Here is a 15672-nt window from a genome sequence, read left to right on the forward strand (position 1 = left end):
GCAGCACCCACCGCGAGAGGCAGGAACCGGCCGTGGCCACGAAGAAGGATCTGGTCGAGGCCCAGGCCTTCAGCCGCCGCAGGCTGACCACCGCCTTCGTCGCCGGCGCCCCCGGCGGCCGCGAGGTCGAGCCGCAGCGGCCGTGGCGGGCGATCGTCGGCGGCCTGGCCGTGACCGCGCTCGTCGCCGTGGGCGGCCTCGTCGCCGGCGTGCTGAGCCCGGGCCTGCCGTCGGGGTGGGACGACAACCGCCTGGTGATCGCCAAGAAGAGCGGAGCCCGGTACGTCGCGATCAAGAAGACGCTGTACCCGGTCATCAACACCACGAGCGCGCGGCTGCTGATCCCGGCCGACGAGTTCAAGGTCGTGACCGTCGACGACGACAAGATCGCCACGACCCCGCGCGGTGCGGCGATCGGCATCCTCGGCGCCCCCGACTCGCTGACGCCCGCCAGCCGGTTGTCACGCACCGGGTGGGTGTCGTGCGTCGCGCAGTCCGGGGCCCAGCGCACGGTGGTCGGCCAGCGCGCGGCCAGCGCTCCCGCCACCGGGAGCGCCGCGGTCGTGAGCACCGCCGACGGACTGTTCGTGGTCACGGGCGGCTACCGCCTGCCCGTCAAGGGTGACGAGGCGGCGTCGGTGCTGCGCCAGCTGCGCCTGGAGTCCGGCACACCGATCCCCGCCCCCGCGGCGTGGACCAGCCTGTTCCCGCAGGGGCCGACCCTGGGCGCCTTCCGCATCCCCGACGCCGGCAAGGCCCGGGCCGGGCTGCCACCGGGCGCGGTCGTCGGCTCCGTCCTGGCCGTCAAGGACTCGGGCACCTCGACCCCGCGCCGCTACGTCGTGCTCGGCACGGGCGAGCTGGCCCTCATCACCCCGTTCGCCTACGCCCTTTACCAGCTCGGGTCCGGGCGCACCGTGGGCTCCGACATCCAGGTCACCCCGGCCGAGATCGCCGGCCTCAGGACGACCGACCGGCAGGTCGTCCCGGCGCAGTGGCCCGAGCAGATCCCCGAGCCGCTGGACGCACCGCCGTGCGCGACCCTGACCGCGGGACCCAACACCCTGCCGTCGACCGCCCTGTCGACCTCGAGCACCGTCAAGCCGACCGAGGGCCAGGTCACCGAGGTCGAGGCCGGGTCCGGGGCGCTGGTGCGCTCCATCGGCGACAACATCATCAACCGCGGCCCGGTGCTCGTCGTGGACCAGACCGCCACCGCGTACAGCGTGGTCGGCGGCGACGACGTCCTCGCCCGGCTCGGGTACGCCAAGGGTGACGTCGTGCCGGTCCCCCAGGCGTGGGTGGGGCTGTTCGCCTCCGGTCCGGTGCTGAGCATCGCTGCGGCGCAGAACGCCGTCAGCACGAAGAAATGAGCCCGCGCCGGACCGCGGCCGCCGCCGTGGCGTCCCTCGTGGCGGGCCTGGGTGGGGTGGTCGCGGTTGCGTCCCCCGCGGAAGCGGCCCAGTGCGAGCCGGGCAAGGTGCAGTACGTGGCCCAGGAGCCGCTTGCCCTCCGACGGCTCAACGCGCGGTTCGCCTGGACCCAGGCCACCGGGCGCGGCGTGGTGGTCGCGGTCGTCGACTCCGGCGTCGATGCCCGCAACGCCCACTTCAAGGACGCCCTGGTGGTGGGGAAGTCGTTCGTCCCACAGCTCCCCGCGAACCGTGACGACCTCGGCCACGGGACCGCTGTCGCCGGGGAGATCGTCGCGCGCGGCGTCAAGGGCTCCGGTCTGGTGGGGTTGGCGCCCGAGGCGAAGGTCATGCCCGTGCGGGTCTTCTTCTCCGACGCCGAGGAGTCCCGCAGCGCCGGGGTGGGCCCCCGCCCGGACCGGATCGCCGCGGGCATCCGCTACGCCGCCGACCACGGCGCCAAGGTCGTCAACGTCTCGATGAGCACGCCCACCGACGACCCGGCCCTGCGCGAGGCCGTCTCCTACGCCACGCGGCGCGGTGCGCTCGTCGTCGCCTCGGCCGGGAACCGCAACGTCTCGGAGGACAAGAGCGACTCCCCGCGCTACCCCGCCGCCTACCCCGAGGCCGTCGCGGTCGCCGCCGTCGACGCGTCGGACACGGTCGGGGAGGGCTCGATCCACGGCCCGCACGTCGACCTGGCCGCGCCCGGCACCCAGATCCTCACGACGTACCTCGACGCCGGCGACTGCCTCCTCGAGCAGGACGAGGAGTCGACCAGCTTCGCGACGGCCTACGTCAGCGCCGCGGCAGCCCTGCTGGCCCAGCGGTTCCCCACCGAGGGGCCGGCGGCCTGGAAGCACCGCCTGGAGTCGACGGCCGCCCGGGACCGGCGCGACCAGCGCACCGACGCCGCCGGATGGGGCCTGGTCCAGCCCTACGAGGCGCTCACGGCCCTGACCGACTCCAGCGTCGAAGGCCCGCCGGCACCCGGTGAGAGTCCGCGCCCGGTGGTCACGGCCGCGCCGGAGCGCATCGACCTCAGCGCCCGCCCCGACCCCTACGCCCCCCAGCGCACGGCCGCGCTGTGGTGGAGCCTGCTCGGCGCCGGGGCCCTCGTCGCCCTCGCGCTCGGTGGGGCGATGCGCACCGGTCGCGCCCGGCGCCGCGCCGCCTGACCTCCGCCGACCGTCGTTCCGCGGGCGGGCCGAACCGGTTGGTACCCGCGGGCCCGCGGATGGGAGGATTCGGTCCATGACCGACGCCCTCACGACGCCTCGCGCCGCCACGATCCCCGACCGCCCCTCGATCGACGGGCTCGAGGACAAGTGGACGCAGGTATGGCGCGAGCAGGGCACCTTCACCTTCGACCGCGAGGCCGCTGCCGCCGCCGGTCGCGAGAGCGTCTTCTCGATCGACACGCCGCCGCCGACCGCGTCCGGGTCGCTGCACATCGGGCACGTGTTCTCCTACACGCACACCGACTGCATGGCGCGGTACAAGCGGATGTCGGGCTTCCACGTCTTCTACCCGATCGGGTGGGACGACAACGGCCTGCCGACCGAGAAGCGCGTGCAGAACTACTACGGCGTGCGCGGCGACGCCTCACTCCCCTACGACCCGGACTTCACGCCCGCCCACCGTGGTGACGTCAAGAGCACCAAGGCCGCCGACGCGCAGCCGATCTCGCGGCAGAACTTCATCGACCTCTGCGACGAGCTGACGGTCCGGGACGAGGAGGCCTTCGAGAGCCTCTTCCGCCGCCTGGGCCTGTCCTTCGACTGGGGCATCTCCTACCGCACCATCGACGACCGCTCGCGCGCGACCGCGCAGCAGGCGTTCCTGCGCAACCTCGCCCGCGGCGAGGCCTACCAGTCCGAGGCCCCGGGCCTGTGGGACGTGACCTTCCAGACCGCCGTGGCCCAGGCCGAGCTCGAGGCCAAGGACTACCCCGGCCACTACCACCGGGTCGCCTTCCACCCGAGCGCCGACGGCGCCGACCCCGTGTACATCGAGACCACCCGTCCCGAGCTCATCCCCGCCGTGGTCGCCCTCATCGCCCACCCCGACGACGAGCGGTATGCCGGGCTGTTCGGCACCACGGTCCGCTCACCCCTGTTCGGGGTCGAGGTGCCGGTGCTCGCGCACCCGGCGGCCGAGCCCGACAAGGGCGCCGGCATCGCGATGTGCTGCACCTTCGGCGACCTCACCGACGTGCTGTGGTGGCGCGAGCTGCAGCTGCCGACGCGCTCGGTCATCACCCGCAGCGGCCGGATCCAGGCCGAGGTGCCCGAGTGGCTCGCCGGTGGCCCGGGCGAGACCCTGTTCGCGGAGCAGGTCGCCGGCAAGTCGACGTTCGGGGCGCGCGAGGCGATCGTGGCCGCGCTGCGCGAGTCCGGCGACCTCGACGGCGAGCCGACGCCCACCCAGCGCAAGGCCAACTTCTACGAGCGGGGTGAGAAGCCGCTGGAGATCGTCACCTCGCGCCAGTGGTACATCCGCAACGGGGGCCGCGACGCCGAGCTCAACGCCGCCCTGATCGAGCGCGGTCGCGAGCTGGAGTGGCACCCGGCCTTCATGCGCTCGCGCTACGAGAACTGGGTCAGCGGCCTCAACGGCGACTGGCTCATCTCGCGCCAGCGGTTCTTCGGCGTGCCGATCCCGGTCTGGTACCCCCTCGACGCCGACGGCGAGCCGGTCTACGACACCCCGATCGTGCCCTCGGAGGACGAGCTGCCGGTCGACCCGGCCGCGCAGGCCCCAGGCGGCTACGACGAGTCGCAGCGCGGCGAGCCCGGCGGCTTCGTCGGGGACCCCGACATCATGGACACGTGGGCGACGTCCTCGCTCACGCCCCAGATCGCCGGCGGCTGGCGCGGTGACGACGCCCTCATGGACCTCGTCTTCCCGATGGACCTGCGCCCGCAGGGGCACGACATCATCCGCACCTGGCTGTTCTCCACGGTGGTGCGCTCGCACTTCGAGTTCGGCTCCGTGCCGTGGCGCAACGCCGCGCTGTCCGGGTGGATCCTCGACCCGGACCGCAAGAAGATGAGCAAGTCCAAGGGCAACGTCGTCACCCCCGAGGACGTCGTCAAGGAGCACTCCGCCGACGCGGTGCGCTACTGGGCGGCAAGCGGGCGCCTGGGCGCCGACGCGGCATACGACACCGGGCAGATGAAGGTCGGGCGCCGGCTGGCGATCAAGATCCTCAACGCCACCAAGTTCGCGCTCTCGTTCGGTGAGGTCGACGGCGACCTCGCCACCGCGGTGACCAACCCGCTCGACCGCTCGATGCTGGCCGCGCTCGGCGACGTCGTCGCCAAGGCGAGCGCGGGCTTCGAGGCGTGGGACCACACCCGCGCCCTCGAGGTCACCGAGTCGTTCTTCTGGACCTTCTGCGACGACTACCTCGAGCTCGTCAAGGACCGCGCCTACGGCGGCCAGGGCGAGGGCGAGGCGGCCTCCGCCCGCGCGGCCCTGCGCATCGCGCTCGACGTGCTGCTGCGCCTGTTCGCGCCGATGCTGCCGTACGTCACCGAGGAGGTCTGGTCCTGGTGGCACGAGGGCTCGGTGCACCGCGCCGCATGGCCGACCACGGACGACGTGGCGGCGGGCGTGGGCGGGGACCCCGAGGTCCTCGTCGCGGTCGGTGAGGCCCTGGCCGGCATCCGCAAGGCCAAGTCCGAGGCGAAGGTCGGCATGCGCGCCGAGGTCGCCGCGATCACGCTGGCCGGGCCCGACGCGTGGGCGCAGCGGGTGCAGCAGGCCGAGGCCGACCTGCGCGCGGCCGGCCGGGTGACCGGTGCGGTGGGTTACGCCGAGGCGGAGACGCCCGAGGCGCGCGACGCCGAGCTGATCCCGGTGGAGAAGCCGAAGGCCTGAACCCTGCGGGCGCCGTCGGGCTGGACCGTGATCCACGGGACGTCCCAGCCGGCGATGCCCAGCGCTCGGGTCGTGAACCGTGCCTCGTCGAGCAGCGTGACCTGGCCGGTGGCCGGGTCGTAGACGTCGAGCAGCCGGTCGCCGTCGCCCGGCAGCACGAGGGTGACGTGGCGCGGCAGCGTGGCCGAGCCGATGTACAGCAGGGCCGGCTCGCCGTCCGCGACGACGTCCAGCAGGCGCGCGTGGGCGGCGGCCAGCCCGCCATGGCCCAGCTGCCGCAGCGGCCGCACCTGGTAGTGCGTGCCCCGGCGGGCCGCGCCGAACTCCAGCTCCTTGAGGGCGCCCCACGGCGGCGTGCCCAGGGCGCGTGGCCAGGGCAGGTTCAGCCGTCCCCCGCCGGAGAACAGCCGGTTCGTGCGGCGCATGACCACCCGCTCGTAGGCCGCGAACCGCTCCTGCTCGGTGGCCCCGGGCGGGGCGTCGGCCCGGGGCCCCTCCCCCGTGGTGATCCACCGGGCGAACTCGGGGTTGACCAGCATCCGGGCCACGGTCAGGCAGGCGGAGCCGCAGGTCACCGGGCTCTGCTGGACCGGGCCGACGTCACCGTTGCGCAACCGGAAGCCCGTGGTCATGCGGCCCATCCTTGCCGGTGCCGACGGGGTCGTCCACCACGCGGGTCAGCAGCGTCCTGCGTGGGCGAGCAGCCGGTGCTGCGGCGCCGCCCAGTCCGGCACGTCGAGCGCCGGCCCGAACCGCAGCGGACGGTCGGCGTCGGTGATGGCGTCCCGGGCGACCGGCCACAGGTCCATCGCCAGTCCGGGCGGGATGGGTCGCGGTTGCCCGATCGCCTGCGCCACGTCCCAGCCGTGCACGGTGATCTCGAGGGCCCCGACGGCGCCGAGCAGGTCGCGGGGCAGCCCCAGGTCGCCGAGGCGGACCTCGCCATCCCTGGCGGGGTACCAGCACCCGACGAGCGCGCGGGCCCGGGCGCAGATGCGGTCGAGCAGCGCCCTGCCGCCCTCCCCCGGCGCCCGCGGCACGAGCTCGAGCCGGGGCGCCCGCGCCGCCTCTGCCATGGCGTCGAGCGAGTCCTCCATGTGCAGCAGCAGCGTGAGCAGGTCCCACTCGGCGCACGGGGTCGCGTTGCGCAGGTCGGCCTCCGTGACCAGGCGCAGGCTGGCACCGGTGTACGCGACCGCACGCTCGAGCAGCTCGACCGCACCCGGCGGCCGGCCCACACCGGTCGCGGTCGTCATCGCAGGCTCACGTCGTGGCGACGTGGTCCGCGGGCAGCACCGCGGGCAGGCCGAAGGTCTCGAAGAGCCGCACGTCGAAGAACGCCGCCACGTGGCTGACCCGGCCGTCGGTCACGGTCAGCACCTGCAGGTGGAACGGCGTGAACGTGCCGTCGGGCTGGCGCATGTACAGCCCGAACGCCGGCTGGCCGTTGGCCGACGTGGCGACCATGGGCATCTCGTGCACGCCACCGGGGCACTGGGTGTCGATGAGCCGGCCGATGGTCTCGGCGCCGCGGTACCAGCCCGGGTACGGCGGCATCTCCCAGACCGCGTCGGCGGTGAGCATGCTGACGATGGAGCTGATGTCCTTGTCCCAGAAGGCCTGGACGTACCGGTCGAGGAGGGCGCGCTGGTCGTCGTCGAGACGGTCCTCCACCGTGTCGGCGGTGACGTTGACCCTGGCCAGCTGTGCGTGGGCCCGCTGGAGTGCGCTGTTGACCGCCGCCTCGGTGGTGTCCAGCGCCTCAGCGACCTCCGCAGCGCGCCAGCGCAGCACGTCGCGCAGGATGAGCACGGCACGCTGCCGCGCGGGCAGGTGCTGCAGCGCCGCCACGAACGCAAGCCGGATGCTGTCGCGCTCGGCGACGATGCTCGCCGGGTCGGCCGTGTCGGCCGCCACCAGCGGGTCGGGTGCCGGCTCGAGCCAGGCCACCTCGGTGGAGGCGACGACGCGCTCCCCCGGGTCGCTCGCCGGCGTGCCGAGGCCCGTCGGCAGCGGCCGCCGGTCCTTGCCCTCCAGCGACGACAGGCACACGTTCGTCGCGATCCGGTAGAGCCAGGTGCGCACCGAGGAGCGTCCCTCGAACGCGCCGTAGGCGCGCCAGGCCCGGATGTAGGTCTCCTGGACCAGGTCCTCCGCGTCGTGGATCGAGCCCGTCATGCGGTAGCAGTGGGCGGTCAGCTCGCGCCGGTAGGCGTCGGACAGCTCCGGGAAGTCCTCCGCCGCCGCCCGCTCGCGCACCTCGGTCATGCCGTCTCCTCCATCGGTCCCCGTCCCAGCGTAGGCCGCAGGGTGTCTCGCAGGGTCAGACCGGAGCACGGCGCAGAACTCATCGCTGCACGTCCGGCGACCTTCCGGCATCCCCCGCCGCTTCCCAGCATCTCTGCGGCTTCCCGGCATCCCCCGCCGCTTCCCGGCATCCCCGCCGCAGGTGCCTTTATAACGAATCACCTCCACCGGCCGACAACTCCTTTGCCACCCGGACGCGTGCTCCCTAGGGTCGGTCCAGGACTCGAAGGGGACGGGGCAAGGGTGTGAACCGCACATCATGGGCGCTGCTCGGCGGCGCCGGCGTGACGCTGCTGCTGTCCGCGTGGGTCTCCTCGGCCGGCCCGGTCGGCGTCTTCGCGCGGCAGGACTTCAGCGGCCCCGGCTCCAGGGCCCCCGGCGAGGAGTACGCCTCGGGCGCCATCCAGGGCACCGTGAGGCAGCTCGGCACCAAGGGACGCACCGCGCCCCAGTCGTCCGCGGTCGCCGAGGTGGTCGCGTGGTCGGTGAAGGTGGTGCTCGTCCTCGTGGTGCTCGCCGTGCTGGTGGCCGTCGGCCGGGCGGTCGTTGCCCAGCTGCGGACCACGGCACGGACCGACGAGGGGCCGGCCACCACAGCAGACGTCACCCCCGACGTCATGCTCGCCGCCGCCCGCGAGGGCGAGGAGCTCCTCGCCACGGGCACCCCGGCGAACGCGGTGGTGGCGGCCTGGGTCGCCCTGGAGGACGCGGCCCGCTCGGCCGGCATCGGAGAGGACCGGTCCCGCACGTCGGAGGAGCTCGTCGGCACCGTCCTGCGCCGGCTCGAGGTCGACGCAGGGGCGCTCGACCGGCTCGGAGCCCTCTACCGAGAGGCGCGCTTCTCCCGGCACGAGATCGGCGAGGACCTGCGGACCCAGGCCCGCGAGGCGCTCAGGCAGGTCCAGGGCGACATCGCCCGCGGCCGCCCCCCGCGCCCGGCCCGCGAGCGCATGGCCGAGGGACGCCGGTGATCGCCCGCCTCCGGGCCCTGCCCGCGACCGGCCAGCTCGCCGTCGCGCTCTGCGCCGCGGTCCTGGTGGGGCTCCTGCTCGCGCTGGTCCCCGCCCTCGTGAACCCCGCCATCCTGCTGGGCTGCGTGGGCGTCGTGGCCGCCCTCGCCGTCCTGGCCCAGTGGCTGTGGCAGCACCAGCACGTGACCGACTGGTCCAACACCTTCACCGACCCCACGGCCGCCCGTGGCAGCGACGTGCGGGTCACCCGCCTCGCCGAGACCGTGGACGCCGGCGTCGCCGGGGACGCGGTCGCCCGGGCCCGGCTGCACGAGACCCTGCGCGCGCTCGCAGACGAGCGGCTGCGCCGCCGCCGGGGCCTCAGCCTGTCCGGCGGCGACGCCGCCGACGTGCGCGCGGCCCTCGGCCCGGATCTCACGGCATACCTCGCCGACCCGCCGACGGGCCGGCTGACCGCCGCCCGCGTCGAGGCGTTCATCACCACCCTGGAGGAGATCTGAGTGAGCACCACCACCCTGTCCCTGACCGAGGTCACCGAGCGGGCCGGTGCGATCCTGGCCGAGGTCGAGCGGGCCGTCGTCGGCAAGCGGCACAGCCTCGAGCTCGTCCTCTCCGGCGTGCTCGCCGGCGGCCACGTGCTCATGGAGGACTTCCCCGGGCTCGGCAAGACCCTGGCCGCGCGCTCGTTCGCCCAGGCGCTGGGGCTGGAGTTCGCGCGGGCGCAGTTCACCCCCGACCTGCTGCCCAGCGACCTCACCGGGTCGTTCCTCTACGACCAGCGCACGTCGGAGTTCACGTTCCGCAAGGGCCCGCTCTTCACCGGGCTGCTGCTCGCCGACGAGATCAACCGCACGCCCCCGAAGACCCAGTCCGCCCTGCTCGAGGCGATGCAGGAGGGGCAGGCGACCGTCGAGGGCGAGACGTTCCACCTGCCGAAGCCGTTCCACGTGCTCGCGACGGCCAACCCGGTGGAGTACGAGGGCACCTACCCCCTCCCCGAGGCCCAGCTCGACCGCTTCCTGCTGCGCGTCTCGTTCGGCTACCCCACCGCGCCGCAGGAGTGGGAGGTGCTCCAGCGCCGCATGGGCCGCCGGCAGGAGGAGCAGCAGGTCGCCCAGGTCACCGACGCCGAGGGCTTGCTCGCGATGCAGGCCGCGGTCGAGACCGTCACCGTCGACGAGGGCGTCGGCCAGTACTGCGTCAAGCTCGTCGCGGCCACCCGCAGCCACCAGAACCTGCTCATGGGGTCCTCGCCGCGCGGCTCGCTCGCGCTGCTGCTCACGAGCCGCGCGTATGCCGTGCTGCGCGGCCGCGACTACGTCACCCCCGAGGACGTCAAGGCCGTCGCCCACGCCGCGCTCGACCACCGCGTGGCGGTGCGCCCCGAGCTGTGGATGAACGACGTGTCCGCCGCGAGCGTCGTGGACTCGGTGCTCACGTCGGTGCCGACGCCTGCCGCGACCGGCGCCGGCGCCCGCAGCGGGTTCGAGCGCCCGTGAGCGGACCTGTCGGCAGCCGGCTGCACGCGCACTGGCAGGCCACGCCGGCGCACGTGCGCGCCACGCTGCTCGGCTTCCTGCTGCTCGCGACCGGGGTGCTGCTGCGCCGGCCCGACGCCGTCGCGCTGGGCGCGCCGCTCGTCGTCGTCGCCGTGTGGGCCCTGGCCCTGCGCCCGAACCGTTCCCCCGAGGTGCACGCGGGGGTGCGCCATACGGTCCTGCGGGAGGGTCAGGCCACGGCCTGGACCACCACAGTGCAGCCGGCCCCGGGTGCCGAGGACCTCGGCGTGGCGCTGCTGCCGACCCCGCACACGAGCTACACGCCGGCCAGCCGCGCCCAGGGTGCCGCGCTCACGCCCGACCGGGAGCCCACCCGGCTCGACCTGGCCTGCCAGAGCACCCGGTGGGGCCACCGCAGCCTCGGGCCGGCCACCATCGCCGTCGGCAGCGCGTTCGGCGCCTTCACCTGGGAGCCCGAGCCGGTCAGCTCCGAACCGGTCTCGACCGTGCCGTTGCCGGACCACTTCACGGCCCGCGCGCAGGTCCCGCACCCCGACGGCCTCGTCGGGCGCAGCCGCTCGGCCCACCTCGGCGACGGCGGTGAGCTCGCAGACATCCGCCCGTTCCGGTTCGGCGACCGCCTGCGCCGCGTGCACTGGCCGGTGTCGGTCCGCACGGGCACCCTGCACGTCACCGCGACGCACGCCGACCAGGACAGCGAGATCCTGCTGCTCGTCGACGCCATGCACGACCTCGGCCGCAGCAGCGGGCCCGGCGGCACGAGCAGCAGCCTCGACAACGCCGCCCGCGCGGCCGGGGCCATCGCCGAGCACTACCTGCGCACCGGCGACCGCGTCGGGCTGCTCGTCCTCGGGGCGCGAGACCTGCCCCGCGTCCGGGCCGCAGCCGGCAACAACCACCTGCGCCGCCTGCTCGACGTGCTCTCCCGGGTGCGGGTCGCCGACAGCACGGTGAGCGACGAGAAGCGCCTGCGCGGCCAGCTGCGCCACCACGTCGGTGCCGGCACCCTCGTCGTCGTCCTCACCCCGGCCGTCTCGGTCCAGGTGCTGGCCCACGCCGTCTCGCTCGCCCGGCGCGGAGTGGCGGTCGTCGCCATCGACACCCTGCCGGCCGACTTCGGCCGCCCGGACCTCCCCGAGGACCGCCTGGCCGAGCTCACGTCCGTCCAGGACCACCCGGTGGGCGCCCGGCTCGCGTGGCGCATCCGGCTCCTGGAGCGCGAGCGGGAGATGCTGCGCGCCCGGGACGCCGGCGTGCCGATCGTGCCCTGGACGGGTCCGGGCACCCTCGACCTCGTCCTCCGCGACCTCGGCCGCCGCTCCCGCGCCCCCCGGGTGGTGAGCCGCTGATGGCCCGCTCGCACGTTGTCCTGCGGGCCGTGCTCGCCGCCGCCTCCGTCGGGCTCGCCGTCGTCACGGTGCTGGCCGCCGCCAGCCCGCTGTGGGCGCTGGCGGGGCTGCTCGTCGTGTTCACGGCATACGCCGCGCTGCGGCCGGGCACGCACGCGGTGACGGTCCTGCTCGCAGCGCACCTGCTGCACTGGCTCACCACGGTGCCGACCCCGGTGGGCGGGCGCGCGTGGCTGCTCGCCGTCGTGGCCGCCCTCCTCGCCCTGCTGCTGCACACCAGCGCCGCGCTCGCCGCGGCCTACCCGCAGGGCGCCCCGGTGCCGCCGGCGGCGGTGCGCCGCTGGAGCCGTCGCACGGCGGTCGTGGTGGCCGGCTGCGTGCCGGTCTGGGCCGTCACCAGCGTCGTCAGCGGCAGTGCCACCCCTGGTGAGGGCACGCTGACGTATGCCGCGATCGCCGGCACCGCGCTGCTCGCGCTGGGCGTCTGGCTGGTCGCCCGCGAGCCGCAGCACTGAGCTCGGCGCACCGGCAGGAACGCACCAGCCCCAACGGCACGTGCCGTCGGGGCTGGTCTGTCTGACGGGACGGAGGCCGCCGGGGGGTCAGGCGGAGCGCTTGCGCGTGCGCTTGGGCTCCTCGTCGCGGCGCACGATCGTCGGCAGGACGTTCTCGCGCACGACCTCGGGGGTCACGACCACCTTGGCGATGCCGTCGTCGCTGGGCACGTCGAACATGACCGGGAGGAGGACCTCCTCCATGATCGCGCGCAGCCCGCGGGCGCCGGTGCCGCGGTTGAGGGCGGAGTCGGCGATCGCCTCGAGGGCGTCGTCGGTGAACTCGAGCTCGACGCCGTCGATCTCGAACATCTTCTTGTACTGCTTGACCAGGGCGTTCCGCGGCTCGGACAGGATCGTCACGAGCGCCTCGCGGTCGAGCGGGCTGACCGTGGTGATGACGGGCAGGCGGCCGATGAACTCGGGGATGAGCCCGAACTTCATGAGGTCCTCGGGCATGACCTCGTGGATCGACTCGGCGAGGTCCTTCGGCGTGTGCAGCTCGGACCCGAAGCCCAGGCCCTTCTTGCCGTTGCGCGACTCGATGAGCTTCTCCAGGCCGGCGAACGCGCCGCCCACGATGAACAGGACGTTCGTCGTGTCGATCTGGATGAACTCCTGGTGCGGGTGCTTGCGGCCGCCCTGCGGCGGGACCGACGCGGTCGTGCCCTCGAGGATCTTCAGCAGCGCCTGCTGCACGCCCTCGCCGGAGACGTCGCGGGTGATGCTGGGGTTCTCGGACTTGCGGGCGATCTTGTCGACCTCGTCGATGTAGATGATGCCCGTCTCGGCCTTCTTGACGTCGTAGTCGGCGGCCTGGATCAGCTTGAGCAGGATGTTCTCGACGTCCTCACCGACGTAGCCGGCCTCGGTGAGGGCGGTGGCGTCGGCGATGGCGAACGGCACGTTGAGCATCTTGGCCAGGGTCTGGGCGAGGTAGGTCTTGCCGCAGCCGGTGGGCCCGATGAGCAGGATGTTGGACTTGGCGATGTCCACCGACTCGGCGTCCTTCTTGCCGCCCGCGTGCTCACCAGCCTGGATCCGCTTGTAGTGGTTGTAGACGGCGACGGCCAGGGCCTTCTTCGCGACGTCCTGCCCCACGACGTAGTTCTGCAGGAAGTCGTAGATCTCGCGCGGCTTGGGCAGCTCGTCCAGGCCCAGCTCGGAGGACTCGGCGAGCTCCTCCTCGATGATCTCGTTGCAGAGGTCGATGCACTCGTCGCAGATGTACACGCCCGGTCCTGCGATGAGCTTCTTGACCTGCTTCTGGCTCTTCCCGCAGAACGAGCACTTCAGCAGGTCGCCGCTCTCTCCCATGCGTGCCACGCGACGTCCTCCGTGTGTTGGTGCGGGCGCGGTGCCCGCCTCCGGTGCTGCCCGGTGCCGCGGCAGCAGGTCCGACGGTACCCGCCGGACCACTCCATTCTCCCCATTGAATCGCCGAGACCCTGCCGGGGTCTGCCTTGTCCGCTCAGAGCGGACAACGGTCCGTGAATACCGTAGAATCGTCAACGAGGGGAGTACTTCCCAAGCCCGGACCGGTCAGTACGAGCGCTCCACAGCGTTCCCGGCCCGGCACCGCCCAGCGGTGAAGGAGACCTCGGACACCGATCCGAGGACGACCATGACCGCTCTCCCCCTCGCCGTTCCCCCTCTCGCCGCTGCGTACCCGTCCGCGGCGGCCGACCCCTCGGCCTCCGGCCCCTCCGTCGCCAGCCCCGTGCTGTGGGGCGTCACCCTCGCCGCGGTGCTGGCGCTGGTGGTGCTGGACTTCCTGCTGACCCGGCGCCCGCACCGGGTGTCCATGCGCGAAGCTGCCGCGTGGTCGGCCTTCTACATCGCCCTGCCGCTGGCCTTCGGAGCCTGGATCTGGAGCCGCTTCGGAAGCCAGACCGGGCTGGAGTACTACACAGGCTACCTCGTCGAGAAGTCGCTGTCGGTCGACAACCTCTTCGTCTTCATGCTCGTCCTGGCCGGTTTCGCGGTCCCGCGCGAGCTGCAGCAGCGCGTCCTGCTCATCGGCGTCGTCGGCGCGCTGGTGCTCCGTGGCGTGTTCATCGCCCTCGGGGCGCAGATGCTCGCCCATGTCGACTGGACCTTCCTGCTGTTCGGCCTGGTCCTGCTGGCCACCGGCGTCAAGCTGCTCCGGGACGCCCTGCGCGGGTCCGGCCACGACGTCGACACCGCCAACCTGCGCAGCGTCCGCCTGCTCCGCCGGTTCATGCCGGTCACCGACACCTACGAGGGCCCGCGCATGACGGTGCGCCGCGGCGGCCGGCGGGCGCTCACGCCGCTCGCCCTGGTGACCGTGGCGATCCTCGGCACGGACATCGTCTTCGCGATCGACTCGGTGCCCGCCGTCTACGGCATCACCGGCGACCCGTACCTCGTCTTCGCCACCAACGCGTTCGCCCTGCTCGGCCTGCGTGCCCTGTACTTCGTGCTCGAGGGCGCGCTGTCCAGGCTCATGCACCTCGGCTACGGGCTCGCCGCGATCCTCGGCTTCATCGGCGTCAAGCTCGTCCTGCACTGGGCCCACGGCACCTGGCCGGCCGTGCCGGTCGTCCCGACGCCGGTCTCGCTCGGCGTCATCGTGGGCGTCCTGGCGCTGGTCACCGCGACCAGCCTGGTCGCCTCCCGCCGCGCCCTGGACGGGCACGGGGCCGCAGGCGGGGTCGTGGGCGCTGGCGCGGTCGAGGCCGACGAGGCCGGCCCCACAGCGGAGCGCCAGCCGCAGTCCTGACCCGCCGGGGCTGCGCGGCTCAGACCTGCTCGACGGGGCACCACCACGTGGTGCGGCCACCCACGGTGGCGCAGGCCATCTCGGCGCCGCAGCGGGGGCAGTGCCCGCCACGGCCGCGGTGCGGCACGACCTCTCCGGTGTGGACCCCTCCGCGGGCGATCGCCGCCCGGGTGGCGCGGCGCAGGGCCCGGTGCAAGCGGCTGAGGTCGTCGTCGTCGAGCTCGTCGACCCGGCGGCGGGGGTCGATGCCTGCCTGCCACAGGGTCTCGTCGGCGAGCAGGTTGCCCACCCCGGCGAGCACCGACTGGTCGAGCAGGCGCGCCTTGACCGGAGCCCTCCCGCGCCCCACGAGCTCCCGGAACTCCCCGACCCGGACGTCGAGGACGTCCGGGCCGAGCGCGTCGACCTCGGGGTCGAGCCGGACCCGCCCGAGCCGCCGCTTGTCGAACAGCCGCAACGTCCCGCCGTCCTCGAACACGAGGGCGAACCGCACCCACACCGGGTTGCGGTCGGCCTGGCGACCTGCGCCGGCGACGCCCCGCCCCAGGTAGTCGCCGCCCTCCGTCAGCCGTCCGTCCGCGTCGGTCACCAGGATCCGGCCGCTCATCCCGAGGTGCAGGCCGAGGGCGGGGCCGGGCGTGGCCGAGCGACCGGTGCCGGAGGTGTCGCACCACATCGACTTGCCCCGACGGCGGGCCGCGGTGAGGCGACGGCCCACGAGGGCCTCCCCGATCTCACCGGGCGCGTGCGGGCGGCACTCCCACGTGTCGCTGTCGTCGACGTCGGCGATCCGGCGCCCCAGCGCGGTCGCCTCGACGACCGCGCGGGCACTCTCCACCTCGGGCAGCTTCGGCACCCCGACAGTCTCGGTGCCCGGCCGCGGTCCCGCTCGCCGGCCACGGCGCCAACCCGGCCCCGGACATGCGTATGC

At 73.9% G+C, this 15672-nt stretch carries 14 protein-coding genes; 9 read left to right on the plus strand and 5 right to left on the minus strand.

The annotated features are described in order from the left end of the window. Positions 1-32 precede the first annotated feature (32 nt). The 3 genes from eccB to valS all read left to right on the plus strand — a co-directional run bounded on the left by eccB (position 33) and on the right by valS (position 5297). The gene (gene eccB / locus ACFUC1_RS10525; protein ID WP_379119402.1) at positions 33-1373 is read left to right on the plus strand and encodes a type VII secretion protein EccB; all 1341 of its coding nucleotides are present in this window, start codon (positions 33-35) and stop codon (positions 1371-1373) included. Next, positions 1370-2590 carry a S8 family serine peptidase gene (locus ACFUC1_RS10530; protein ID WP_379119404.1) on the plus strand — a complete coding sequence of 407 codons (1221 nt, stop codon included), beginning with the start codon at positions 1370-1372 and terminating at the stop codon, positions 2588-2590. The genes eccB and ACFUC1_RS10530 overlap by 4 nt, the downstream gene beginning before the upstream one ends. Before the next feature lie 76 nt (positions 2591-2666). Next, complete coding sequence (valS, locus tag ACFUC1_RS10535; protein WP_379119406.1) at positions 2667-5297, plus strand: valine--tRNA ligase; 2631 nt, start codon at positions 2667-2669, stop codon at positions 5295-5297. Here the strand turns inward: valS and ACFUC1_RS10540 are convergent. The 3 genes from ACFUC1_RS10540 to ACFUC1_RS10550 are packed head-to-tail and all read right to left on the minus strand — an operon-like array spanning position 5228 to position 7565. Then, positions 5228-5929, minus strand: coding sequence for a hypothetical protein (locus ACFUC1_RS10540; RefSeq protein ID WP_379119407.1), 702 nt, complete (start codon positions 5927-5929; stop codon positions 5228-5230). The genes valS and ACFUC1_RS10540 overlap by 70 nt on opposite strands. 45 nt (positions 5930-5974) lie before the next feature. Further along, the gene (locus tag ACFUC1_RS10545; protein WP_379119409.1) at positions 5975-6553 is read right to left on the minus strand and encodes a TIGR03086 family metal-binding protein; all 579 of its coding nucleotides are present in this window, start codon (positions 6551-6553) and stop codon (positions 5975-5977) included. A gap of 7 nt (positions 6554-6560) precedes the next feature. After that, complete coding sequence (locus tag ACFUC1_RS10550; protein ID WP_379119411.1) at positions 6561-7565, minus strand: sigma-70 family RNA polymerase sigma factor; 1005 nt, start codon at positions 7563-7565, stop codon at positions 6561-6563. 284 nt (positions 7566-7849) lie between these two features. Here ACFUC1_RS10550 and ACFUC1_RS10555 point away from each other — a divergent pair, with 284 nt between their 5' ends. Genes ACFUC1_RS10555 through ACFUC1_RS10575 form a run of 5 tightly spaced genes read left to right on the plus strand, consistent with a single transcriptional unit; the run spans position 7850 to position 11959 of the window. Then, complete coding sequence (locus tag ACFUC1_RS10555) at positions 7850-8575, plus strand: DUF4129 domain-containing protein (RefSeq protein ID WP_379119413.1); 726 nt, start codon at positions 7850-7852, stop codon at positions 8573-8575. After that, positions 8572-9075, plus strand: coding sequence for a hypothetical protein (locus ACFUC1_RS10560; RefSeq protein WP_379119415.1), 504 nt, complete (start codon positions 8572-8574; stop codon positions 9073-9075). The genes ACFUC1_RS10555 and ACFUC1_RS10560 overlap by 4 nt, the downstream gene beginning before the upstream one ends. Then, positions 9076-10074 (plus strand): AAA family ATPase, encoded by a 999-nt coding sequence (locus ACFUC1_RS10565; RefSeq protein WP_379119417.1) that lies wholly within the window; start codon positions 9076-9078, stop codon positions 10072-10074. Further along, on the plus strand, positions 10071-11444 hold the full coding sequence (locus ACFUC1_RS10570) for a DUF58 domain-containing protein (protein WP_379119419.1): 1374 nt from the start codon (positions 10071-10073) through the stop codon (positions 11442-11444). The genes ACFUC1_RS10565 and ACFUC1_RS10570 overlap by 4 nt, the downstream gene beginning before the upstream one ends. Beyond that, a complete protein-coding gene (locus ACFUC1_RS10575; RefSeq protein WP_379119421.1) occupies positions 11444-11959 on the plus strand; it encodes a hypothetical protein in 516 nt (171 codons plus the stop codon). Before ACFUC1_RS10570 ends, ACFUC1_RS10575 begins: the two co-directional genes overlap by 1 nt. An 87-nt stretch (positions 11960-12046) precedes the next feature. On the opposite strand, the gene clpX is transcribed toward ACFUC1_RS10575, so the two are convergent. After that, the gene (gene clpX / locus ACFUC1_RS10580; RefSeq protein ID WP_379119423.1) at positions 12047-13324 is read right to left on the minus strand and encodes an ATP-dependent Clp protease ATP-binding subunit ClpX; all 1278 of its coding nucleotides are present in this window, start codon (positions 13322-13324) and stop codon (positions 12047-12049) included. A 298-nt stretch (positions 13325-13622) separates the two neighbouring features. Here clpX and ACFUC1_RS10585 point away from each other — a divergent pair, with 298 nt between their 5' ends. Next, a complete protein-coding gene (locus tag ACFUC1_RS10585; RefSeq protein ID WP_379119425.1) occupies positions 13623-14741 on the plus strand; it encodes a TerC/Alx family metal homeostasis membrane protein in 1119 nt (372 codons plus the stop codon). Between the two features lie 19 nt (positions 14742-14760). Here ACFUC1_RS10585 and ACFUC1_RS10590 read toward each other — a convergent pair whose 3' ends face one another. Further along, positions 14761-15597: a DNA-formamidopyrimidine glycosylase family protein gene (locus ACFUC1_RS10590; protein ID WP_379119427.1), complete on the minus strand. Its 837-nt coding sequence runs from the start codon at positions 15595-15597 to the stop codon at positions 14761-14763. Between the last annotated feature and the right edge of the window lie 75 nt (positions 15598-15672).

The sequence above is a fragment of the Pedococcus sp. NPDC057267 genome, assembly GCF_042668795.1.
Taxonomy (GTDB): domain Bacteria; phylum Actinomycetota; class Actinomycetes; order Actinomycetales; family Dermatophilaceae; genus Pedococcus.

What these genes read in the sequence shown, in the direction of transcription:
- ACFUC1_RS10530 (WP_379119404.1), top strand. Translation starts at nt 1,370, where the DNA reads ATGAGCCCGCGCCGGACCGCGGCCGCCGCCGTGGCGTCCCTCGTGGCG.
- ACFUC1_RS10585 (WP_379119425.1), top strand. Translation starts at nt 13,623, where the DNA reads ATGACCGCTCTCCCCCTCGCCGTTCCCCCTCTCGCCGCTGCGTACCCG.
- ACFUC1_RS10575 (WP_379119421.1), top strand. Translation starts at nt 11,444, where the DNA reads ATGGCCCGCTCGCACGTTGTCCTGCGGGCCGTGCTCGCCGCCGCCTCC.
- valS (WP_379119406.1), top strand. Translation starts at nt 2,667, where the DNA reads ATGACCGACGCCCTCACGACGCCTCGCGCCGCCACGATCCCCGACCGC.
- ACFUC1_RS10550 (WP_379119411.1), bottom strand. Translation starts at nt 7,565, where the DNA reads ATGACCGAGGTGCGCGAGCGGGCGGCGGCGGAGGACTTCCCGGAGCTG.
- ACFUC1_RS10545 (WP_379119409.1), bottom strand. Translation starts at nt 6,553, where the DNA reads ATGACGACCGCGACCGGTGTGGGCCGGCCGCCGGGTGCGGTCGAGCTG.
- ACFUC1_RS10540 (WP_379119407.1), bottom strand. Translation starts at nt 5,929, where the DNA reads ATGACCACGGGCTTCCGGTTGCGCAACGGTGACGTCGGCCCGGTCCAG.